General features: G+C 72.0%; 17 protein-coding genes. 6 read left to right on the top strand and 11 right to left on the bottom strand.

What is annotated here, in order from left to right; translation table 11 throughout:
* Window positions 1-328: 328 nt before the first annotated feature.
* The 6 genes from RIM90_RS06615 to RIM90_RS06590 form a co-directional block, all read right to left on the bottom strand.
* Complete coding sequence (locus RIM90_RS06615; protein ID WP_309059622.1) at window positions 329-1,417, bottom strand: branched-chain amino acid aminotransferase; 1,089 nt, start codon at window positions 1,415-1,417, stop codon at window positions 329-331.
* Window positions 1,418-1,668: 251 nt separating this feature from the next.
* Window positions 1,669-2,712 carry a 3-isopropylmalate dehydrogenase gene (locus RIM90_RS06610; protein WP_309059621.1) on the bottom strand — a complete coding sequence of 348 codons (1,044 nt, stop codon included), beginning with the start codon at window positions 2,710-2,712 and terminating at the stop codon, window positions 1,669-1,671.
* An 85-nt stretch (window positions 2,713-2,797) separates the two neighbouring features.
* Window positions 2,798-2,929: a hypothetical protein gene (locus tag RIM90_RS06605; protein ID WP_309059620.1), complete on the bottom strand. Its 132-nt coding sequence runs from the start codon at window positions 2,927-2,929 to the stop codon at window positions 2,798-2,800.
* A gap of 262 nt (window positions 2,930-3,191) precedes the next feature.
* Window positions 3,192-3,728 carry a GNAT family N-acetyltransferase gene (locus RIM90_RS06600; protein WP_309059619.1) on the bottom strand — a complete coding sequence of 179 codons (537 nt, stop codon included), beginning with the start codon at window positions 3,726-3,728 and terminating at the stop codon, window positions 3,192-3,194.
* Window positions 3,729-3,822: 94 nt separating this feature from the next.
* Window positions 3,823-5,454, bottom strand: a complete 1,632-nt coding sequence (gene pruA, locus RIM90_RS06595; protein WP_309059618.1) for an L-glutamate gamma-semialdehyde dehydrogenase — start codon at window positions 5,452-5,454, stop codon at window positions 3,823-3,825.
* A 50-nt stretch (window positions 5,455-5,504) separates the two neighbouring features.
* Window positions 5,505-6,431 (bottom strand): proline dehydrogenase family protein, encoded by a 927-nt coding sequence (locus RIM90_RS06590; RefSeq protein ID WP_309059617.1) that lies wholly within the window; start codon window positions 6,429-6,431, stop codon window positions 5,505-5,507.
* Between the two features lie 170 nt (window positions 6,432-6,601).
* Between RIM90_RS06590 and RIM90_RS06585 the strand changes: the two genes are divergently transcribed.
* From RIM90_RS06585 to RIM90_RS06565, 5 genes are all read left to right on the top strand, one after another.
* Window positions 6,602-7,819 carry a helix-turn-helix domain-containing protein gene (locus RIM90_RS06585; protein ID WP_309059616.1) on the top strand — a complete coding sequence of 406 codons (1,218 nt, stop codon included), beginning with the start codon at window positions 6,602-6,604 and terminating at the stop codon, window positions 7,817-7,819.
* A 113-nt stretch (window positions 7,820-7,932) separates the two neighbouring features.
* A complete protein-coding gene (locus RIM90_RS06580; RefSeq protein ID WP_309059615.1) occupies window positions 7,933-9,420 on the top strand; it encodes an ABC transporter substrate-binding protein in 1,488 nt (495 codons plus the stop codon).
* Window positions 9,417-11,201: an ABC transporter permease subunit gene (locus RIM90_RS06575; RefSeq protein WP_309059614.1), complete on the top strand. Its 1,785-nt coding sequence runs from the start codon at window positions 9,417-9,419 to the stop codon at window positions 11,199-11,201. Before RIM90_RS06580 ends, RIM90_RS06575 begins: the two co-directional genes overlap by 4 nt.
* Complete coding sequence (locus RIM90_RS06570) at window positions 11,170-12,129, top strand: ABC transporter ATP-binding protein (protein WP_309059613.1); 960 nt, start codon at window positions 11,170-11,172, stop codon at window positions 12,127-12,129. The genes RIM90_RS06575 and RIM90_RS06570 overlap by 32 nt, the downstream gene beginning before the upstream one ends.
* Entirely contained in the window at window positions 12,126-12,818 is a 693-nt protein-coding gene (locus RIM90_RS06565) for a dipeptide/oligopeptide/nickel ABC transporter ATP-binding protein (RefSeq protein ID WP_309059612.1), read from the top strand. The genes RIM90_RS06570 and RIM90_RS06565 overlap by 4 nt, the downstream gene beginning before the upstream one ends.
* On the opposite strand, the gene RIM90_RS06560 is transcribed toward RIM90_RS06565, so the two are convergent.
* The gene (locus RIM90_RS06560) at window positions 12,793-13,374 is read right to left on the bottom strand and encodes a TetR/AcrR family transcriptional regulator (RefSeq protein WP_309059611.1); all 582 of its coding nucleotides are present in this window, start codon (window positions 13,372-13,374) and stop codon (window positions 12,793-12,795) included. The two genes, RIM90_RS06565 and RIM90_RS06560, sit on opposite strands and share 26 nt — an antisense overlap.
* 77 nt (window positions 13,375-13,451) lie before the next feature.
* Between RIM90_RS06560 and RIM90_RS06555 the strand changes: the two genes are divergently transcribed.
* Window positions 13,452-15,014: an MFS transporter gene (locus RIM90_RS06555; protein WP_309059610.1), complete on the top strand. Its 1,563-nt coding sequence runs from the start codon at window positions 13,452-13,454 to the stop codon at window positions 15,012-15,014.
* A gap of 69 nt (window positions 15,015-15,083) precedes the next feature.
* Here RIM90_RS06555 and serA read toward each other — a convergent pair whose 3' ends face one another.
* The 4 genes from serA to RIM90_RS06535 form a co-directional block, all read right to left on the bottom strand.
* Window positions 15,084-16,673: a phosphoglycerate dehydrogenase gene (serA, locus tag RIM90_RS06550; RefSeq protein WP_309059609.1), complete on the bottom strand. Its 1,590-nt coding sequence runs from the start codon at window positions 16,671-16,673 to the stop codon at window positions 15,084-15,086.
* 267 nt (window positions 16,674-16,940) lie between these two features.
* Entirely contained in the window at window positions 16,941-17,939 is a 999-nt protein-coding gene (gene ilvC / locus RIM90_RS06545) for a ketol-acid reductoisomerase (protein WP_309059608.1), read from the bottom strand.
* Window positions 17,940-18,058: 119 nt separating this feature from the next.
* Window positions 18,059-18,583: an acetolactate synthase small subunit gene (gene ilvN / locus RIM90_RS06540; RefSeq protein WP_030216544.1), complete on the bottom strand. Its 525-nt coding sequence runs from the start codon at window positions 18,581-18,583 to the stop codon at window positions 18,059-18,061.
* Window positions 18,584-18,621: 38 nt separating this feature from the next.
* Window positions 18,622-20,469 carry an acetolactate synthase large subunit gene (locus RIM90_RS06535; RefSeq protein WP_309059607.1) on the bottom strand — a complete coding sequence of 616 codons (1,848 nt, stop codon included), beginning with the start codon at window positions 20,467-20,469 and terminating at the stop codon, window positions 18,622-18,624.
* Window positions 20,470-20,638: the final 169 nt, after the last annotated feature.

Genomic DNA, 20,638 nt, shown 5'->3' with positions numbered 1-20,638 from the left:
CGGCGGCCGAGAACAGCAGCAGCCGGTCGCGCTCCGTGGGGGTCAGTCGCACGGCGGGGCACCTCCTTGCCTTCCTCATTTAGAGCATCACTCTAAACAGGAGATCCCCGCTTTCCAACTGTTGGCTCGCTCCAGAGGCAACCATCACATTGAGCATCGCTCAAACCCCCTGGCGGTCGTCGAAGGAAACCAGCCGTGCCGAGGGAACGGCGGGCCGTTCGGCCCCGGGCTCTCCGGCGTCCGAGGAGGGGGCCGTGCAGGCCGAAGGGGGCCTCGCCGGGGACGGTCGTCCCCGGCGAGGCCCCCTTCGGCGCCGCGTGCTGCTCGGTCAGCCCAGCTCGTGCATCCAGCCGTGCTGGTCCTCGACGGTGCCGCGCTGGATGTCGAGGAGGGCCCGGCGCAGGCGCATGGTGACCTCGCCGGGCTCGCCGCCGCTCTGCTGCCACTCGGCGCCGGACCGCTTGACGGTGCCGACCGGGGTGATGACGGCGGCCGTGCCGCAGGCGAAGACCTCGGTGAGGCTGCCGTTCTCGGAGTCGCGCTGCCACTGCTCGACGGAGACGCGCTCCTCGACGGCCTCGTAGCCGAGGTCGCGGGCGACGGTCAGCAGGGAGTCACGGGTGACGCCCTCCAGGATGGAGCCGCTGAGGGTGGGCGTGACGATCCTGTCGCCGTACACGAAGTACAGGTTCATGCCGCCCAGTTCCTCGACCCAGGTGTGCTCCACGGCGTCGAGGTAGCAGACCTGGTCGCAGCCCTTGGCGGCGGCCTCGGCCTGGGCGAGCAGGGAGGCCGCGTAGTTGCCTCCCGTCTTCGCGTCGCCCATGCCGCCGGGGACGGCGCGGACGCGGTCCTCGGAGACCCAGATGGAGACCGGCTTGACGCCGCCGGGGAAGTAGGCGCCGGCCGGGGAGGCGATGACCAGGAACAGGTACTCGTTGGCGGGCTTGACGCCCAGGCCGACCTCGGTCGCGATCATGAACGGGCGCAGGTAGAGGGACTCCTCGCCGCCGTGCGCCGGCACCCACGCCTTGTCCTGCCGGACCAGGGCGTCGCACGCCTCGATGAACGTCTCGACCGGCAGCTCGGGCATGGCGAGGCGGCGGGCGGAGCGCTGGAAGCGCAGGGCGTTCCGGTCCGGGCGGAAGGTGGCGACGGAGCCGTCGGGCCGACGGTAGGCCTTCAGGCCCTCGAAGATCTCCTGGGCGTAGTGCAGGACGGTGGTGGCGGGGTCGAGGGAGATCGGCGCGTACGGAACGAGCCGGCCGTCGTGCCAGCCGCGGCCCTCGGTCCACTTGATCGTCACCATGTGGTCGGTGAAGTGGCGGCCGAACCCGGGGTTGGCCAGGATCGCCTCGCGCTCTGCGTCCGAGAGCGGGTTGGCCGAGGGCTTGAGCTCGATCGTGGGCGTCGTCATGAGTGGTTGTCCTTCACCGGTTGTAGTGACGGGCCGCGCACACGCCCGTACGGCCGGTGGCCAGTGCTAGGACGTCCGAGCATTCCCTCATTCCGCGGCTCCGCGTCCGATTATCGCCCGGGGGCGGCGGCGGAAGGAACGGGGTGAACGCGGCCCGGTGATCGATGGTGGCACCCGGCGGGGACACGCGGAAGCCGCCGGGCGCGGATGCGACCCGGCGGCTTCGAACGGTTTCGAGGGAGCGCGCCGGGTCAGCCGGCTACTCGTACGGCGAGCGCGTCGCCGATCGCCGAGGTGCTGCGGGCGGGCAGGCCGCCGCGCTCCGCGAGGTCGGCGGAGACGGCGTCCTCGATGCGGGTCGCCTCGGCCTCGTAGCCGAGGTGGCGCAGGAGGAGGGCGACGGACAGGACCGTGGCGCTGGGGTCGGCCTTGCCCTGGCCGGCGATGTCCGGGGCCGAGCCGTGCACGGGCTCGAACATGGACGGGAACTCGCCGGAGGGGTTGATGTTCCCGCTCGCGGCGACGCCGATGCCGCCGGAGACGGCCGCGGCGAGGTCGGTGATGATGTCGCCGAAGAGGTTGTCGGTGACGATGACGTCGAAGCGCTCGGGCTGGGTGACCAGGTAGATGGTCGCGGCGTCGACGTGGATGTAGTCGGTGGTGACCTCGGGGTACTCCTCGGCCACCTTGTCGAAGATGTTCGTCCACAGGTGGCCGGCGAAGGTCAGCACGTTGTTCTTGTGGACCAGCGTGAGCTTCTTGCGCGGACGGGCCTGGGCGCGGGCGAAGGCGTCGCGGACCACGCGCTCGACGCCGAAGGCCGTGTTCACGGACACCTCGGTGGCGACCTCGTGCGGCGTGCCCTTGCGGATGGTGCCGCCGTTGCCGGTGTACGGGCCCTCGGTGCCCTCGCGGACCACCACGAAGTCGATCTCCGGCTGTCCGGCGAGCGGGGTGGCCACGCCGGGCAGGAGCTTGCTCGGCCGCAGGTTGACGTGGTGGTCGAAGGCGAAGCGGAGCTTGAGCAGGAAGCCGCGCTCGAGGACGCCGGAGGGGACGCTGGGGTCCCCGATGGCGCCGAGCAGGATGGCGTCGTGCTGCTTGAGCTCGTCGAGATCGGCGTCGGTGAGGGTCTCACCGGTGGCGTGGTAGCGCCTGGCGCCGAAGTCGTACTCCTTGGTCTCCAGCTTCACATCCTGCGGAAGGACGGCGGAGAGGACCTTCAGGCCTTCGGCCACGACCTCCTGGCCGATGCCGTCACCGGGGATCACTGCGAGATTGATGCTGCGAGACATGCGGGCACCCTACTCCTCGTCCCATGCTCTGACACGCCCGGTCCGGGATGCGGACACCCGCACGGCCGCACGACGGCCGTGGGGATCAGTGACCGGTGGAACCGCCGTTGTCCCGGCGGTCGAGGGCGCGCTGGAGGGCGGCGGCGGCGTTCTGGCGGTCGGACTCGCTCGCACGGGAGACGTGGCGGACGCGACGGCGGACGGTCGTCTCGGACATGGGGCATCGACTCCTTCGACATACCGGGAGTGCGGGAAGAGAGGTGAGGAGACGCCGTGGGGGCGGGGAGCGGTGGCCGCAGGGGTTGCCTGCACGGGGCCCGGCTCACGACCGCCCTTCGCTTGATCGAGCGAGACGTTCGGCTCCTACAAAACTAAGGGAGGAGCACAGCTCTGTCTCCACAATTACTCGGACTTCCTACTATCTGAGACGGTGGAGCACGTCACACCTCTCCGACCTGCGCTTTCCTCCGGCCGGGGACTCAGAGGACGTCGCCGTCCCGCCAGTCGAAGACCAGCTCGCCCTCCAGGTCGGCGGGCACGGGCCACACATAGGCGGAGCCCTCCTCCTCGGGCAGCCGGACCGTGCCGTCGGGGCCGAGCGCGCAGATCCGCCCGCCCCAGGCCCGCCAGCCGCGAGCCGTGTAGAGCGGCGCGCCGTCGTCGCTCGCGGACAGCGCGCCGAGGTCGTAGGCGCGGGTGATGACGCCCTCCAGGGCGTCCATGACCGCGCCGCCGAGCCCCTGCCGCCGTACGTCACGCCGTACGGCGACCCCCTCGACGTACCCGACGCGCAGCCAACGCGTCCGGTACCGCACCCGCCGCATCACGACCGCGCCGTGCGCGGCGAGGCCCCGCCCGTCGTGGACCAGGGCGTGCATGCCGCCCAGCGTGTGGTCCCAGTCCTCGTCGGCGAAGTCGCCGTCGAAGGCGTCGTGCAGCAGGGAGCGGACGGCGGCCAGTTCGGCGGGGGTGAGGTCGGCGGTGTGTGCGGTGCGGACGCGCGCGGCAGTGGTCATGCCCCCAGTGTCGGGGCGGCCGTGTCCCGGCCGGTCCCGCGGGGACGGAAACGGGCCAGGTCGTCGACCTGGCCCGTTTCCGTGCGTCGGGGTGTCAGCCCATGTGCGGGTACGTGTAGTCGGTCGGCGGGACCAGCGTCTCCTTGATGGCGCGGGTCAGGGTCCAGCGCATCAGGTTCTGCGGGGCGCCGGCCTTGTCGTTGGTGCCGGAGGCACGGCCGCCGCCGAAGGGCTGCTGGCCGACGACGGCGCCGGTCGACTTGTCGTTGATGTAGAAGTTGCCGGCCGCGTAGCGCAGCTTCTCCATGGTGTACGCCGCCGCGGCGCGGTCGTTGGAGATGACCGAGCCGGTCAGGGCGTAGTCCGACACCGACTCCATCTGGGTCAGCATCTCGTCGTACTTGTCGTCCTCGTAGACGTGCACGGCGAGGATCGGGCCGAAGTACTCGGTGGTGAACACCTCGTTCTCCGGGTCGGTGCACTCGATGACGGTCGGGCGGACGAAGTAGCCGACCGAGTCGTCGTAGGAGCCGCCGGCGACGATCGTGCAGGCCGGGTCCTCCTTGGCGCGGTCGATGGCGGCCTTGTTCTTGGCGAAGGCACGCTCGTCGATGACGGCGCCCATGAAGTTCGACAGGTCGGTGACGTCACCCATGGTGAGGTAGTCGACCTCGGCGCAGAACTCCTCCTTGAAGCCGGAGTTCCAGATGGAGGCCGGGATGTACGCGCGCGAGGTGGCGCTGCACTTCTGGCCCTGGTACTCGAAGGCACCGCGGGTCAGGGCGGTCTTCAGCACCGCGCGGTCGGCCGACGGGTGGGCGACCAGGAAGTCCTTGCCGCCGGTCTCGCCGACCAGACGCGGGTAGGTGCGGTACTTCTCGATGTTGTTGCCGACCGTCTTCCACAGGTACTGGAAGGTCTTGGTCGAGCCGGTGAAGTGGATGCCGGCGAGGTCCCGGTGCTCCAGGGCGACCTTGGAGACCTCGATGCCGTCGCCGGTGACGAGGTTGATGACGCCCTTGGGCAGGCCCGCCTCCTCCAGCAGCTGCATCATCAGCACGGCGGCGTGGGTCTGCGTCGGGGACGGCTTCCAGACCACCACGTTGCCCATCAGGGCGGGGGCGGTGGGCAGGTTGGCGGCGATGGCCGTGAAGTTGAACGGCGTGATCGCGTAGACGAAGCCCTCCAGCGGGCGGTGGTCCAGGCGGTTCCAGACGCCCGGGGAGTTGGCCGGGGGCTGCTCGGCCAGGATCCTGCGGGCGTAGGCGACGTTGAAGCGCCAGAAGTCGACCAGCTCGCAGGGCGTGTCGATCTCGGCCTGCTGGGCGGTCTTGGACTGGCCCAGCATGGTGGAGGCGGCCATGGTCTCGCGCCACGGGCCGGACAGCAGCTCGGCGGCGCGCAGGATGATCGCCGCGCGGTCGTCGAAGGACATCGCGCGCCAGGCCGGGGCCGCGGCGAGGGCGGCGTCGATGGCGTCCTGGGCGTCCTGCTGGGTGGCGTTGGCGTACGTGCCCAGGCGGGCCTTGTGGTTGTGCGGCTGCACGACGTCGAAGCGCTCGCCGCCGCCCATCCGCTTCTCGCCGCCGATGGTGCAGGGCAGGTCGATCGGGTTGTCGGCCAGCTCCTTGAGCTTGGCCTCCAGACGGGCCCGCTCGGGCGAGCCGGGGGCGTAGCCGTGCACCGGCTCGTTGACGGGGGTGGGGACCTGGGTCACAGCGTCCATGAGTTCCGAACTCCTTGACTTGAGCGGTCTTGCGAGCGTGGTGCGGGCGGCTAGCCCTTGGTGACCATCGAGCGGACGAAGAACCGGAGGTTCGCCGGCTTCTCCGCCAGACGGCGCATGAAGTAGCCGTACCAGTCGGTGCCGTAGGCCGTGTAGACGCGCATGCGGTGGCCCTCGGCGGCCAGCCGCAGGTGTTCGTCGCCGCGGATGCCGTACAGCATCTGGAACTCGTACTCGTCGAGCTTGCGCCCGGCCGTCCGGGCCAGCTCCTGGGCGATGGAGATCAGACGCGGGTCGTGGGACCCGATCATCGGATAGCCCTCGCCCTCCATCAGCGTCCGCAGGATGCGCACGTACGCCTTGTCGATCTCGTGCTTCTGCTGGTAGGCGACCTCTGCGGGCTCCTTGTAGGCGCCCTTCACCAACCGTACGCGACTGCCGTTCGCGGCGAGGCGGCGCGCGTCCTCCTCCGTGCGGAAGAGGTAGGCCTGGATGACGCAGCCGGTCTGCGGGAAGTCCTTCCGCAGCTCCTCGTGGATGGCGAACATCGAGTCGAGGGTGGTGTGGTCCTCGGCGTCCAGGGTGACCGTGGTGCCGATCCCGGCGGCGGCCTCGACGACCGGGCGGACGTTGGCGAGCGCCAGCTCGTGGCCGCCGTCCAGCGCCTGGCCGAACATCGACAGCTTGACGGACATCTCCGCGCGGGTGCCGAGCTCCAGCGGCCCCAGCCGGTCGATCAGCTCCAGGTAGGCGTCGCGGGCGGCCTCGGCCTGCTGGGGGGTGGTGATGTCCTCGCCGACGACGTCCATCGTCAGCTCCAGGCCCTTGCCCGTGAGCTCGCGGATGATCGGCAGGATCTCGTCGACGGTCTCGCCGGGGATGAAGCGGTCGACGACCTGTTTGGTCACGGGAGCCGCCGAGACCAGGCGTCGCATCCGGTCGCTGCGCGACGCGGCGAGAATCACGGGACCCAGCACGGGGCACCTCCACTTACAAAGCAACAGGGGCCGCACCCGGATGTCTGGCTTTTCGGGGACGGCACGGAGAACCACCGTGAAACCTAAGGATGACTCCGATCGTCGGCCATCGACAGCTGTCACGCATCCGTGCCGCAGATCTCAGACAGATGTATGAAGGCCGCGCACCTATGCGGCAGAATGCCCGGGTGACGTCGGATTTCACGGGTGACTATCAGGAGCTGGTCGACGAGCTCTCGGAGCTGCTGGGCGCACCCGCGACGCTGGAGAGCCGCGACTTCGAGCTGATCGCCTTCGGCGCCTACGACAGTGAGGGCGACCTCGATCCCTCGGCCCTGGACCCGGTGCGCACCCGCTCGATCCTGACCCGCCGCTCCACGGCGGCCGTCCGCTCCTGGTTCGAGGGCTTCGGCATCACCCGCGCCACCGGTCCGGTCCGCATCCCGCCGACCCCTGAGGCGGGGGTGTACCGGGGCCGCATCTGCCTGCCGGTGCGCCACCGGGGTGTCGTGCTCGGCTACGTGTGGCTGCTGGACACCGAGCCGGGCCCGACCGACCGGCAGCTGGCGGCGGCGATGGAGGTCACCGCGCGGATCGGGGCGCTGCTGGCGGACGAGGCGCAGCACGGCGCCGACCTCAGCCGGGAGCTGCGGGCGGTGCTCACCGCCGAGCGGGGCTGGCAGCAGGACATGGCGGTCGCGGAGCTGCGCACCGCCCTCGGTTCGCGTGCGGATCTCCTCCACACCGTGGTGTGCGTGGCCCCCTGGCCGTCCGCCGCCCCGGACGACGCGCCGTCGGTGCGTACGGTGCCGGGGGCGGCGGCGCTGTGCACGCTGCCGTGGGGGGTCGAGGCCCAGTGTCTGGCGCTGCTGGTCCGGCTGCGCTCGGCGGACGTGCCGACCCCCGCGACCTCCGCGGCGGGGCGGTTGCTGGAGCGGGCGCGGAGCCTCGGGGAGCCGGGCGCCCCGGCCGGTCCCGCGCCGGCCGCGGGCATCGCCGCCGCACGGACCGGACTCGCGGAGCTGGGGGCGGCCTGGCGGGAGGCGTCGGCGGCGGCCCGGGCGGCGCTGGCGGAGCGCCGGTTCGGCCCGGTCGCCGAGTGGGCGTCGATCGGCCCGTTCCGCCTGCTGACCGCCCTGCCCCCGGAGGTTGCCCACGACCCCGCCGTGCGGCCCCTGCTCTCTCCCGCCCACCGGGAGCTGGCCCGCACCGCGGAGGTGTACCTCGACTGCGCCGGACAGGCCGGCCGCGCGGCGGCGGAGCTGGGCATCCACCGCCAGACGCTGTACTACCGGCTGTCCCGGGTCGAGCAGCTCACGGGCCTGGACCTGGACGACGGCGAGGACCGGCTGCTGCTGCACATGGCCCTGAAGGGCGCACGTCTCTGACCCGCCGTCGGGTGGTGCCGGGGAGGCCTCACCCCTGCTTCTGAAAATGATTGTCATCGTGCTACGGTCATTGCACGCTCAACCTTTACCCCGCTCTTCCCCCGGAGTGTTCCGTGCGCGTCCCCGCCCGTCTGTCCCTCCCCGCGGCCCTCGCCGCCTCCGCCCTGCTCAGCGGGTGCTTCTCGTCGACCGGAGCGGCCGGGAGCGGTGAGGGCGAGCGCCTGCGCGTCGCGATGATGCAACCGCCGCGCTCCGGCCTGTCCCCGCTGTCCGACGACGCGTTCAAGCTGTCGCGCTGGTCCACGGCGGAAACGCTGGTGAAGCTCGACGCGGACGGCGACGCCGTGCCGGCGCTGGCCACCGAGTGGAAGCAGTCCGGCCGGAGCTGGGAGTTCACCCTCCGGGACGGCGTCACCTTCCACGACGGCACCGACCTCACCGCCGAGGCCGTCGTCCGCTCCCTCACCGAGGCGGCCACCGCGTCCCCCAAGCCCCGCATCCTCGACGGCGTCGACCTGACGGCGAAGGCGAAGGGCACCGGCACCGTCGTCGTCACCACCGCCGACGAGGACCCCCTCGTCCCGCAGCGGCTCAGCTCCCCGCAGCTGTCGATCCTGGCGGCCAAGGCCTACCGGGGGAGGACGGTGAACCCCGTCGGCGCCGGCACCGGCCCGTTCGAGCTGACCGAGGTCGACGGCACCTCCTCCGCCGCCCTCGACCGCTACGACGACTACTGGGGCGGCAGGGCCAAGGCCCCCGGCATCGACGTGCGGTTCGTCCCGGACGGCACCGCGCGCGCCGCCGCCCTGCGCAGCGGCGAGGCCGACATCGTCGAGGCGGTGCCCGTCTCCCAGGCCGCGCTGCTGGACGAGGACCTGATCACCGAGGTGCCGATGCCGCGCACCAACACCCTGTACCTGAACACGGAGAAGGGCGTCTTCAAGGACGCCTCGCTGCGCGCGGCGGCACGGGAGGCGATCGACGCGAAGTCCCTCGTGGACGGCGTCTACGAGGGACGCGCCGACGTGGCCGAGGGCCTGCTGGGCCCGGCTCTCCCGTGGGCGACCGGACTGCGCGAGCCGGTCGAAGGACGGGCGAAGGCCGGCGACCCGGCCGGGAAGACCGTCACCATCGGCACTTTCACCGACCGCGCCGAACTCCCCGAGGTCGCCGCCGCGCTGCAACAGCAGCTCCGGAAGGCCGGGTTCGAGGTGAAGCTGGAGGTCCGCGAGTACGCCGCCATCGAGTCCGACGCCCTGGCCGGCGCGTTCGACGCGTTCATCCTGTCCCGGGCCACCGTCCTCGACTCCGGCGACCCGGCCGCCTACCTCTACAGCGACTTCGCCTCCGACGGCTCCTTCAACATCTCCCGGCTCGCCGACCCGGCCGTGGACAAGGCGCTGGAGAAGGCGGGCGGGACGCCCACCGGTGACGCCCGCCGCCGGGCGGTCATCGAGGCGGAGGCCGCCGTGCTCGCCACCGACGCGGCCGTGCCGATGCTCCACGAGCGCGTGATCCAGGGCGACGCCGCCGACGTGGCCGGTGCCGCCCACGACCCGCGCGAGCGGGAGCTGGTCACGCTCGACACCCACGTCAAGTGAGGCCCACCGCGGCGGGGGTGACCCGTGCCCTCGGCCTCGTCGCCGTCCTGGCCGTCGTCGGGCTGCTGCCCTGGCTGTCCGGCCGGGACCCGGCCCTGACCGTGCTGCGGGCCAGGTCCGCCGAGCAGGAGCCGACCGAGGAGGCGCTGCACGCCGTCCGGCGTGACCTGGGACTGGACGCCGGTCCGCTGTCGCTGCTCGGCGACTGGGCCTTCGGGCTGCTGCGGGGCGACCTCGGCACCTCCTGGGTGTCGGGGACGGACGTCATGCCGTCGGTCGCTTCCGGGCTCCAGGTGTCGCTGGGTCTGATGGCCGCCGCGCTCGGTGTGGCGGTCCTGCTCGCCGTCGCACTGGTGGCACCGGTGGTGGTACGGGGGCGGGGGTCGGCCGGGGCGTTCGCCGCCATGGCGGCCGCCCTGCCCGAATTCCTGCTCGCCACGGTCGGGTTGCTCGTGTGCGGGGTGTGGCTGGGGTGGCTGCCGACGTCCGGCTGGCAGGGACCGGAGCATCTGGTCCTGCCCGCCGTCGCGCTCGGCGTCCCGGCGGGCGGACTGCTCGGGCGGCTGGTCGCGGACGCGCTGCCCGCCGTGCTGGAGGAGCGCTGGGTGGAGCTGTGGCGGGGCGCGGGAGCGAGCCGCGCCCGGGTCACGGCCGCCGCGCTGCGCCGCGTCCTGCCGCCGCTGGTTCCGCAGTTCGGGATGGTCGCCGTCGGGCTGACGGGCGGCGCGGTCGCCGTGGAGACGGTGTTCGCGGTGCCCGGCATCGGGCGTACGGCGCTGGGGGCGGCCAGGTCCCAGGACCTGCCGCTGCTCCAGGGAGCGGTGCTCGCGCTGCTCGCCCTGGGCCTGGTCACCGGTGCGCTCGCCGCCCTGGTGCGGCGCCGGCTGCTGGGCCCCGCCCTGCGCGACGCCGGGCTCGCCCTGCCCCCGCCCCGCCCGGTCCGCGCCCACCCGGCGGTCCCGGCCGCCCTCGCCGTCGTCCTGCTGGCCGCGATCGGCTGGGGCCTGCTGCGCGACCCGTACGCGGTCGACACGGCGGTCCGGCTGGCCCCGCCGTCCTGGGCGAATCCGCTGGGCACCGACGGACTCGGGCGCGATGTCCTGGCCCGGCTCGGGCACGGGGCCGCCTCGACCGTCGGCACGGCGACGGCCGTCTGCCTGCTGAGCCTGGCCGTCGGCCTCGCCCTGGGTTTCCTGCCGGGTGCCGCGGCGGGCGCGGCGGACATCGCCAACGCGCTGCCGCCGGTGATCGTCGGCATCCTGGTCGCGGCGGTGGCCGGTCCCGGCACCGGCGGAGCCGCGCTCGCCGTCGCGCTGGTCTCCTGGCCGCCACTGGCGGCGCACGCGGCGGCGCTGGTGCAGGAGGTACGGGCGTCGGCGTTCCTGACCGCGCAGCGGGCCATCGGCGCCTCGCCCCTGTGGATCCTCACCCGGCACGTCCTGCCGTCCGTCGCCGCCCCGGTCGCCCGGCACGCGCTGCTGCGGCTGCCCGGCATCGCGCTGGCCCTGGCCTCCCTGGGCTTCCTCGGCCTGGGCGCCCAGCCGCCCGCCCCCGAGTGGGGCCTGCTCCTCGACGAGTCCCGCGCCTACGTCGAACGCGCCCCGTGGGCCGCCCTCGCCCCGGCCGTGGCGCTCGCCCTGCTGGCGGGCCTGGCGGTGTCGGGCGCGGCGTACGCCCAGGGGCGCGGAGCCCGCCGTGCCGGCCGTCCCCCCCGCCGCACCGTCCCCGCTCCCCGGAAGGAGGCCGCCGATGCGGTCCGAGGCACTGCTGTCGGTGTGTGACCTGCGCATCGCGTTCGGCGCGGTCGAGGCCGTGCGCGGTCTGTCCTTCGACGTCCTGCCGCGCGAGGTGTTCGCCGTCGTCGGGGAGTCGGGCGCCGGCAAGTCCCTGACCGCCCGGGCACTGCTGGGCATCGTGCCGCGGGACGCGACGGTGAACGGGAGCGTCCGGCTGCGGGGCGGCGCCGACCCCGCAGCCGAGCGCGGACGCCGCATCGCCCTCGTCCCCCAGGACGCCCTGTCGGCCCTCTCCCCCGTCCATCCCGTGGGCGACCAACTGGCCGCCGCCGTACGGTCCGTGCGGCGGGTCTCCCGCAAGGAGGCACGCGCCCGGGCCGTGGCGGCGCTCGACCGCGTCGGCATCCCGGACGCCGCGCGCCGGGCGCGGGCGTACCCGCACGAGTACTCCGGCGGTATGCGGCAGCGCGCGGTGATCGCCATGGCGACGGTCAACGAGCCCGATGTGGTCGTCGCCGACGAGCCGACCACCGCGCTGGACGAGGACCGCCGCGAGCGGGTGCTGCGGCTGCTCGCCGAGCAGCGGGAGGCGGTCGGCGCCGCGCTGGTCCTCGTCACCCACGACCTGGACGTCGTACGGGACCACGCGGACCGCGTCCTGGTGATGTACGCGGGACGGGCGGCCGAACTCGGTCCCGTCGAACGGGTGCTGGGCCACCCCCGCGCCCCGTACACGGCGGGCCTGCTGGCCGCCCTCCCGCAGGACGGCCCCCGGCGCCGCCGCCTGCCGGCGCTCACCGGCACCCCGCCCGCGCCGGGCGCCCTGGGCCCCGGCTGCGCCTTCGCCCCGCGCTGCCCGCTGGCGGTGGCCGCCTGCCACGAGGACGAGCCGGAGCCGCAGGCCGTGGACGGACGGACGGTCGCCTGCCACCGTGTGGCCGACGTGCCCGAACCGATCCGGGAGTTCCTGTGACCGACCCCCTGCTGGACGTCCGCGGCCTCGTCGTCCGCTACGGCCCGGTGACCGCCGTGGACCACGTGTCCTTCACGCTCGACGCGGGTGAGACGCTCGCCCTCGACGGCCCGTCGGGCTGCGGGAAGTCCTCCACGGCCCTGGCGGTGCTCCAGCTGCGCCGCCCGCACGCGGGACGGGTCCGGTTCGAGGGGCGGGAGCTGACCTCCCTGACCGACCGTGAACTGCGGCCGCTGCGCCCGCGCATGCAGCCGGTCTTCCAGGACCCCTACGGCTCCCTCAGTCCTCGCCACCGCATCCGCGACGCGGTGGCCGAGCCCTTGAAGGCGCAGGGTCGCTGGAACGCCGACGACGGTCCGGCCCGCGTGGCCGAACTGCTGGAGAAGGTCGGCCTCGATCCGTCGTCCGGGGACCGCCGGCCGCACGAGCTGTCCGGCGGGCAGTGCCAGCGGGCCGGCATCGCCCGCGCCCTCGCCTGCGAACCGCGGCTGCTCGTTCTCGACGAACCGGTGTCCGCGCTCGACGCCTCGGTACGGGCCGGCGTGCTGAACCTGCTCGCCGACCTCCAGGACGAGCTGGGTCTGGGCTACCTCTTCATCTGCCACGACCGCGCGGTCGTGCGGCACGTCGCGGACCGGGTGATCGAGATGCGGGAGGGGCGGATCACGTCCGAGTGGCGGCCTCGATGACCCGGCGCAGCCCGGCGGTCAGCCGCTCGGCGTCGGGGGCGGTGCGCGGGTCGAAGGTCCACTGGGCGATGAGCCCGGTCATCAGGGTCACGTAGAACACGCCGAGGGTCTCCGCGGTCTCGTCGGAGACGTCCTCCTCGCGGCCGCCCACCAGCAGCGGGACCAGTCCGCGCCCGGCCTCGCGCTGGGCCAGCGCCAGATGGTCGCGCACCTCGGGGAGTCGGTCGCCGAGGGCGAGCACCTCCATGCTGAGCCGCCACACCGAGCCGGGCTCCTTCATGGTGCCGATGATGTTCGACCACACCCGCTCGAACCGTTCGAGGGAACCGGGTTCGGTGTCGTCCGCGGTCCCGCCGCCCTCGAAGGCGTCGCTCATCCCCTCGACCAGCGCGACGTAGGCCTGCGCGAGCAACGCGTCCTTGGAGCCGTAGTGGTAGCCGATGGACGCCAGGTTGGTCCCCGACTCCTTGACGATGTCACGCGCCGTCGTGCGCACGAATCCCTTGGCGAGCAGGCAGCGCTTCGCGCCCTCGAGCAGATCCTCGCGGTGTCCCATGGCGTCACCCTACCCCGGTCTATACAGGCGTCCCAGACGCACGATTTATACAATCGTTCTAGACAGCCGTTTAATACATGCGTACATTCGCTGCCATGACGAACTCGACGAAGTCCGCACCGGCCGCCGCGCGCGCCGGCCGCCGCGAATGGACCGCGCTCACGGTGCTGATGCTTCCGTTGCTGCTGGTCTCGATGGACGTCTCCGTCCTCTATTTCGCGATCCCCGAGATCAGCGCGGACCTGGAACCGAGCGGCACCCAGCAGCTGTGGATCTTCGACGTCTACGGCTTCGTCCTGGCCGGCCTGCTGATGACCATGGGTTCGCTGGGCGACCGCATCGGCCGCCGCAGGCTCCTGCTGATCGGTGCGGGGGCGTTCGGCGCGGCCTCCCTGCTCGCGGCCTACGCGCACACCGCCGAGACGCTGATCGCGGCCCGTGCGCTGCTCGGCGTCGGCGGCGCGACCCTGATGCCGTCCACGATGGCGCTGATCCGCACGATGTTCACCGATCCCTCCCAGCGGACGAGGGCGATCGGGGTGTGGTCCGGGGTGATGACGGCCGGGGTCGCGCTCGGCTCGGTGATGAGCGGCGTCCTCGTCGAGCACTTCTGGTGGGGCTCGGTCTTCCTGGTCAACCTGCCCGCGATGGCCCTGTTGCTGGTCCTCGGCCCGCTGCTGCTCCCCGAGTCGAAGAACCCCGCCCCCGGCCGGTTCGACGTCCTCGGCGTGCCGCTGTCGATGGCGGCGGTCCTGCCCGTGGTCTACGGGTTGAAGGAACTGTCCTCCGGGGGCTGGAACGTCCGGTACGTCGTCTCGGTCACCGTCGGCCTGCTGTTCGCGGCGCTCTTCGTGCACCGGCAGCGCACGGCGGCCTCGCCGATGATCTCGCCGGCCCTCTTCCGCGGGCACGGCTTCACCCCGGCGGTCGTCCTCAACACGCTGTCGGCCTTCGGAATGATGGGCTCGGCGTACTTCACCACCCAGTACCTGCAGTCGGTGCTCGACAAGAGCGCCCTGGAGGCCGCGCTGTGGAGCCTGCTGCCGTCGGTGCCCATCGGTGTCGCCGCGCCGGTCGCCGCCCGGCTGGTCCAGCGGGGTGTCGACCGCGCGCACGTCGTGACGGGCGGCTTCCTCGTCGCGGCGGGCGGCTACGGGCTGCTGGCCCTCGCCGATACGGACTCGCTGTGGCTGGTGCTGGTCGCGTCCGGCGTGCTGGCCTGCGGCATCGTCGCCGTCATGTCCCAGCTCACCGACCTGGCTCTGAGCTCGGCCCCGGTGGAGAAGGCGGGAGCGGCGTCCTCGCTGATGGAGACGGGCACCGAGTTCGGCGGCGCCCTGAGCATGGCCGTCCTCGGCTCCATCGGCACGGCCGTCTACCACCACGACATCCCGTCGACGGCACCGGAGCCGGCCCGGGAGACCCTGGGCGGCGCACTGGCCGTCGCCGCCGAACTGCCGGGACGCGCGGGGGACGCCCTGGCGACGGCGGCCCGGGAGGCGTTCGCCCACGGCATGCAGGGCGCGGCGCTCGCGGGGGCGGTGCTGCTGACCGGCGCGGCGGGGCTGGCGGCAGTGGGCCTGCGCAGGATCCGGGTGCGGGAGGAGGTCGCCGCGGAGGCGGAGAAGGCGGCCGTCTGACGACGGCCACGCGAAAGGCGCCGGGTGACCGAGACGGCTCGGTCACCCGGCGCCTTTCGCGCAGCGGCGTCAGACCAGGTTCACCGAACGCGCGGACGTCGCCCCGATCTCCGAGGCGAGCTCGCCCAGCACCGCGGCGGACACCGTGTCGTCCACCGTCAGCACGGCGAGCGCCTCCCCGCCGACCGTCGCGCGGGCGACCTGCATGCCGGCGATGTTGATGCCCGCCTCGCCGAGGATGCGGCCCACGGTGCCGACGACACCCGGACGGTCCTCGTAGCGCAGCACCACCATGTGGTCGGCGAGCGCGAGGTCCACGTCGTAGTCGCCGACCGCGACGATCTTCTGGACGTGCTTGGGGCCGGCCAGCGTGCCGGAGACCGAGATCTCCTCGCCGTCGGCGAGGGTGCCGCGCACGGTGACCACGTTGCGGTGGTCGGCCGACTCCGAGCTGGTGGTCAGCCGCACCTCGACCCCGCGCTCCTGGGCGAACAGCGGCGCGTTGACGTAGGACACCGTCTCGTCGACGACGTCCTCGAAGACGCCCTTGAGCGCGGACAGTTCCAGCACCTTCACGTCGTGCTGGGTGATCTCGCCGTACACCTCGACGTCGAGGCGGACCGCGACCTCACCGGCGAGCGCGGTGAAGATCCGGCCGAGGCGCTCGGCGAGCGGCAGACCCGGCTTGACGTCCTCGGCGATGACACCGCCCTGGACGTTCACCGCGTCCGGGACCAGCTCACCGGCGAGCGCGAGGCGCACCGAGCGGGCGACGGCGATGCCGGCCTTCTCCTGGGCCTCGTCGGTGGAGGCGCCGAGGTGCGGGGTGCACACGACCTGGTCGAACTCGAACAGCGGGGAGTCCGTGCACGGCTCCTTGGCGTACACATCCAGGCCCGCACCCGCGACCCGGCCCTCCTTGAGCGCCGAGTACAGGGCCTCCTCGTCGACGATGCCGCCGCGCGCGGCGTTGATGACGCGCACGCTCGGCTTGACCTTGCGCAGCGCCTCGTCGCCGATCAGGCCCAGCGTCTCGGGGGTCTTGGGCAGGTGGACGGTGATGAAGTCGGAGACCTCGAGCAGCTCGTCCAGGGACAGCACCTTCACGCCCATCTGCGCGGCCCGCGCGGGCTGCACGTAGGGGTCGTAGGCGACGACCTTCATGCCGAAGGCGGACATGCGCTGCGCGACGAGGGCGCCGATCCGCCCCAGGCCCACGACACCGAGGGTCTTCTCGGCGAGCTCGACGCCCGTGTACTTGCTCCGCTTCCACTCGCCGTTCTTCAGCGCGGCGTTGGCCTGCGGGATGTTCCGCGCGGTGGCGAGGATCAGACCGCACGCGAGCTCGGCGGCGGTCACGATGTTCGAGGTCGGGGCGTTGACCACCATCACGCCGGCCTTGGTGGCGGCGGAGACGTCGACGTTGTCGAGGCCGACGCCGGCGCGGGCGACGACCTTGAGCCTGCGCGCGGCGGCGATCGCCTCGGCGTCGACCTTGGTGGCGGAGCGGATCAGGATCGCGTCCACGTCGGCGATGGCCGGCAGCAGTTCGGCGCGGTCCGCGCCGTTGCAGTGACGGATCTCGAAGTCCGGACCGAGTGCGTCGACGGTGGCGGGCGACAGCTCTTCAGCGATGAGTACGACGGGTTTCGAGCTCACGTGAGTCCTCACAAGTCCCAATGCGGACGGCCGTCCCGACGGCCGCAGGCGGTGGAGGGTTGCTAGCCGCGTGGAAGACGCACGACGCTGTGGGCCTGACGCGTATGTAGTGCAGCAGTGTAGTGGCGCCGAGGGCGTCGTCTTACGCCGCTTCGGAAGGATCACCCGTCCGTGGCAGGACGGGATGGACAACGCCGTACCACCGACGTTACCCCGGGTTCGCCCAAGGGGCCGGAGCAGTCCGCTCCGGCCCCCCGGCGGTGAGGCTCACGCCTCCTCGTTCACCCAGCTCATGAGCTTGCGCAGCTCCTTGCCGGTGGTCTCCAGCAGGTGCTCGGCGTCCTGCTGCTTGTACTCGTTGTACTTCTTCAGGCCGCCGTGGTACTCGTCCATCCAGGTGCGGGCGAAGGAGCCGTCCTGGATCTCGGCGAGGACCTTCTTCATCTCGGCCTTGGTGGCGTCGGTGATGATGCGCGGGCCGGTGACGTAGTCGCCCCACTCGGCGGTCTCGGAGATCGACCAGCGCATCTTCTCCAGGCCGCCCTCGTACATGAGGTCCACGATCAGCTTCAGCTCGTGCAGGCACTCGAAGTAGGCGATCTCCGGCTGGTAGCCCGCCTCGGTCAGCGTCTCGAAGCCCGCCTTGACCAGCGCGGCCGCGCCACCGCACAGGACGGCCTGCTCGCCGAACAGGTCGGTCTCGGTCTCCTCGGTGAAGGTCGTCTTGATGACGCCCGCGCGGGTGCCGCCGATGCCCCTGGCGTACGACAGGGCCAGCGCGAAGGCGTTGCCGGTGGCGTCCTGTTCGACGGCCGCGATGCAGGGGACGCCGCGGCCCTCCTCGTACTGACGGCGCACCAGGTGGCCCGGGCCCTTGGGGGCGACCATGCAGACGTCCACGCCGGCCGGGGGCTTGATGAAGCCGAAGCGGATGTTGAAGCCGTGGCCGAAGAACAGGGCGTCGCCGTCGTTCAGGTTCGGGGCGATGTGCTCCTCGTAGACCTGGGCCTGGATCGGGTCCGGGACGAGGATCATGATGACGTCGGCCTCGGCGGCGGCCTCGGACGGGGTCACCACGCGCAGGCCCTGCTCCTCGGCCCTGGCCTTGGACTTGGAGCCCTCGTGCAGACCGACGCGCACGTCGACGCCGGAGTCGCGCAGCGACAGGGCGTGGGCGTGGCCCTGGCTGCCGTAACCGATGACCGCGACCTTGCGGCCCTGGATGATGGACAGGTCGGCGTCGGCGTCGTAGAACAGCTCGGCCACTTTGGGTTCTCTCCTTGAGTGCAGGTGTTGCGTCCCACCGTATGACGGTGGGGGGAGGGGGAGGTTCGGGGTCTCGGAATACGGGCGGCCGGCCGACGGCCGACCGCCCGTTTCTGGTCTCAGGCCGACCGGTCCAGGGCGCGCAGCGACCGGTCGGTGATCGAACGGGCACCGCGTCCGATCGCGATCGTGCCGGACTGGACGAGCTCCTTGATGCCGAAGGGCTCCAGCATCTTGAGCATGGCGGACAGCTTGTCGCTGCTTCCGGTGGCCTCGATGGTGACCGCCTCCGGGGAGACGTCCACGGTCTTGGCGCGGAACAGCTGGACGATCTCCACGATCTGGGAGCGCGTCTCGTTGTCGGCGCGCACCTTCACCAGAACGAGTTCGCGCTGAACGGCCTGCCCGGGTTCGAGCTCGACGATCTTCAGCACGTTGACGAGCTTGTTGAGCTGCTTGGTGACCTGTTCCAGCGGGAACTCCTCCACGCTCACCACGATGGTGATGCGGGAGATGTCGGGGTGCTCGGTGACGCCGACGGCGAGCGAGTCGATGTTGAAGCCGCGGCGGGAGAACAGGGCGGCGATCCGGGCCAGGATGCCGGGGGTGTTCTCCACCAGGACGGAGAGCGTGTGCTTGGACATGGGGCTGCTTCCTTTACCTGTTCCTTTGCCTACGGCTCTCAGTCGTCCTCGTTGTCGCCGAAGTCGGGGCGGACGTCCCGGGCGGCCATGATCTCGTCGTTGGAGGTGCCGGCGGCGACCATCGGCCACACCATCGCGTCCTCGTGGACGATGAAGTCCACGACGACCGGGCGGTCGTTGATGGAGTTCGCCTCCTCGATGACCTTGTCGAGGTCGGCCGGGTCCTCGCAGCGGATGGCGTAGCAGCCCATGGCCTCCGACAGCTTCACGAAGTCGGGGACGCGGGTGCCCCTCGCCTCCGGGTTGACGTCGTCGGGCCCGGAGTGCAGCACCGTGTTGGAGTACCGCTGGTTGTAGAAGAGGGTCTGCCACTGGCGGACCATCCCGAGGGCGCCGTTGTTGATGACGGCGACCTTGATCGGGATGTTGTTCAGGGCGCAGGTGGTGAGTTCCTGGTTGGTCATCTGGAAGCAGCCGTCGCCGTCGATCGCCCAGACGGTTCGCTCGGGCGCGCCGGCCTTGGCACCCATGGCGGCCGGGACCGCGTAACCCATGGTTCCGGCGCCGCCGGAGTTCAGCCAGGTGGCGGGCTTGTCGTACTGGATGAAGTGCGCGGCCCACATCTGGTGCTGGCCCACGCCCGCCGCGAAGACCGTGCCCTCGGGCGCCAGCTGCCCGATGCGCTCGATGACCTGCTGCGGGGAGAGCGAGCCGTCCTCGGGCAGGTCGTAGCCGAGCGGGTAGGTCTCGCGCCAGCGGTTGAGGTCGTTCCACCAGGCGGTGTAGTCGCCCCGGTGGCCGTCGGCGTGCTCCTTCTGGACGGCCTGGACGAGGTCGGCGATGACCTCGCGGGCGTCACCGACGATCGGCACGTCGGCGGCGCGGTTCTTGCCGATCTCGGCCGGGTCGATGTCGGCGTGGACGATCTTGGCGTACGGGGCGAAGCTGTCCAGCTTGCCGGTGACGCGGTCGTCGAAGCGGGCTCCGAGGGCGACGATCAGGTCGGCCTTCTGCAGCGCGGTGACGGCGGTGACCGCACCGTGCATGCCCGGCATTCCCACGTGCAGCGGGTGGCTGTCGGGGAATGCGCCGAGCGCCATCAGGGTGGTGGTGACGGGCGCTCCGGTGAGTTCGGCGAGGACCTTCAGCTCGGCGGTGGCGCCGGCCTTGAGGACGCCGCCGCCGACGTAGAGGACGGGCCGTTTGGCGGCGGTGATCAGCTTGGCGGCCTCGCGGATCTGCTTGGCGTGCGGCTTGGTGACGGGCCGGTAGCCGGGCAGGTCCATGGTGGGCGGCCAGGAGAAGGTGGTCTTCGCCTGGAGGGCGTCCTTGGCGATGTCGACCAGCACCGGGCCGGGGCGGCCGGTGGAGGCGATGTGGAACGCCTGCGCGATCACCCGCGGGATGTCCTCGGCCTTGGTGACGAGGAAGTTGTGCTTGGTGATCGGCATGGTGATGCCGACGATGTCCGCCTCCTGGAAGGCGTCCGTGCCGATCGACTTGGAGGCGACCTGGCCGGTGATCGCGACCATCGGCACGGAGTCCATGTGCGCGTCGGCGATCGGGGTGACCAGGTTGGTGGCGCCGGGACCGGAGGTCGCCATGCAGACACCCACCTTGCCGGTGGCCTGCGCGTAGCCCGTGGCCGCGTGACCGGCGCCCTGCTCGTGCCGGACCAGGACGTGGCGCACCCGGGTGGAGTCCATCAGCGGGTCGTAGGCCGGGAGGATCGCACCGCCGGGAATGCCGAATACCGTGTCGGCGCCGACCTCCTCGAGAGAGCGGATGAGGGACTGCGCACCCGTGACGTGCTCGACGGGGGCGGACTGTCCTCCGGATCGGGGCCGCGGCTGCGGGTGATGGGCCCCGGTGGCCTGCTCGGTCATCGGCATTCTCTTCTCGATGCTGAGGGTTTTTGCGAGGTTTGTGCGGGTCGTGCGTGCTGCTCGACAGGTGCCTGTGCAACAAAAAACCCCTCGTGCCATGAGGCAAGCGAGGGGAGCGCGCCGGGTGGTGGTCGCTGAGCGGTCGAGGCTCAGCGTCAGCCGACGCGCT

Origin of the sequence: Streptomyces sp., assembly GCF_031181555.1 — a bacterium.
GTDB lineage: Bacteria > Actinomycetota > Actinomycetes > Streptomycetales > Streptomycetaceae > Streptomyces > Streptomyces fimbriatus.
Note: the sequence above shows the minus strand (reverse complement) of the source record. Positions and strands in the feature narration are given on the sequence as shown.

What these genes read in the sequence shown, in the direction of transcription:
- RIM90_RS06560 (WP_309059611.1), bottom strand. Translation starts at nt 13,374, where the DNA reads ATGGGACACCGCGAGGATCTGCTCGAGGGCGCGAAGCGCTGCCTGCTC.
- pruA (WP_309059618.1), bottom strand. Translation starts at nt 5,454, where the DNA reads ATGGACGCTGTGACCCAGGTCCCCACCCCCGTCAACGAGCCGGTGCAC.
- RIM90_RS06535 (WP_309059607.1), bottom strand. Translation starts at nt 20,469, where the DNA reads ATGACCGAGCAGGCCACCGGGGCCCATCACCCGCAGCCGCGGCCCCGA.
- RIM90_RS06570 (WP_309059613.1), top strand. Translation starts at nt 11,170, where the DNA reads ATGCGGTCCGAGGCACTGCTGTCGGTGTGTGACCTGCGCATCGCGTTC.
- RIM90_RS06605 (WP_309059620.1), bottom strand. Translation starts at nt 2,929, where the DNA reads ATGTCCGAGACGACCGTCCGCCGTCGCGTCCGCCACGTCTCCCGTGCG.
- RIM90_RS06615 (WP_309059622.1), bottom strand. Translation starts at nt 1,417, where the DNA reads ATGACGACGCCCACGATCGAGCTCAAGCCCTCGGCCAACCCGCTCTCG.
- RIM90_RS06585 (WP_309059616.1), top strand. Translation starts at nt 6,602, where the DNA reads ATGCGGCAGAATGCCCGGGTGACGTCGGATTTCACGGGTGACTATCAG.
- RIM90_RS06600 (WP_309059619.1), bottom strand. Translation starts at nt 3,728, where the DNA reads ATGACCACTGCCGCGCGCGTCCGCACCGCACACACCGCCGACCTCACC.
- ilvN (WP_030216544.1), bottom strand. Translation starts at nt 18,583, where the DNA reads ATGTCCAAGCACACGCTCTCCGTCCTGGTGGAGAACACCCCCGGCATC.
- RIM90_RS06610 (WP_309059621.1), bottom strand. Translation starts at nt 2,712, where the DNA reads ATGTCTCGCAGCATCAATCTCGCAGTGATCCCCGGTGACGGCATCGGC.
- RIM90_RS06555 (WP_309059610.1), top strand. Translation starts at nt 13,452, where the DNA reads ATGCGTACATTCGCTGCCATGACGAACTCGACGAAGTCCGCACCGGCC.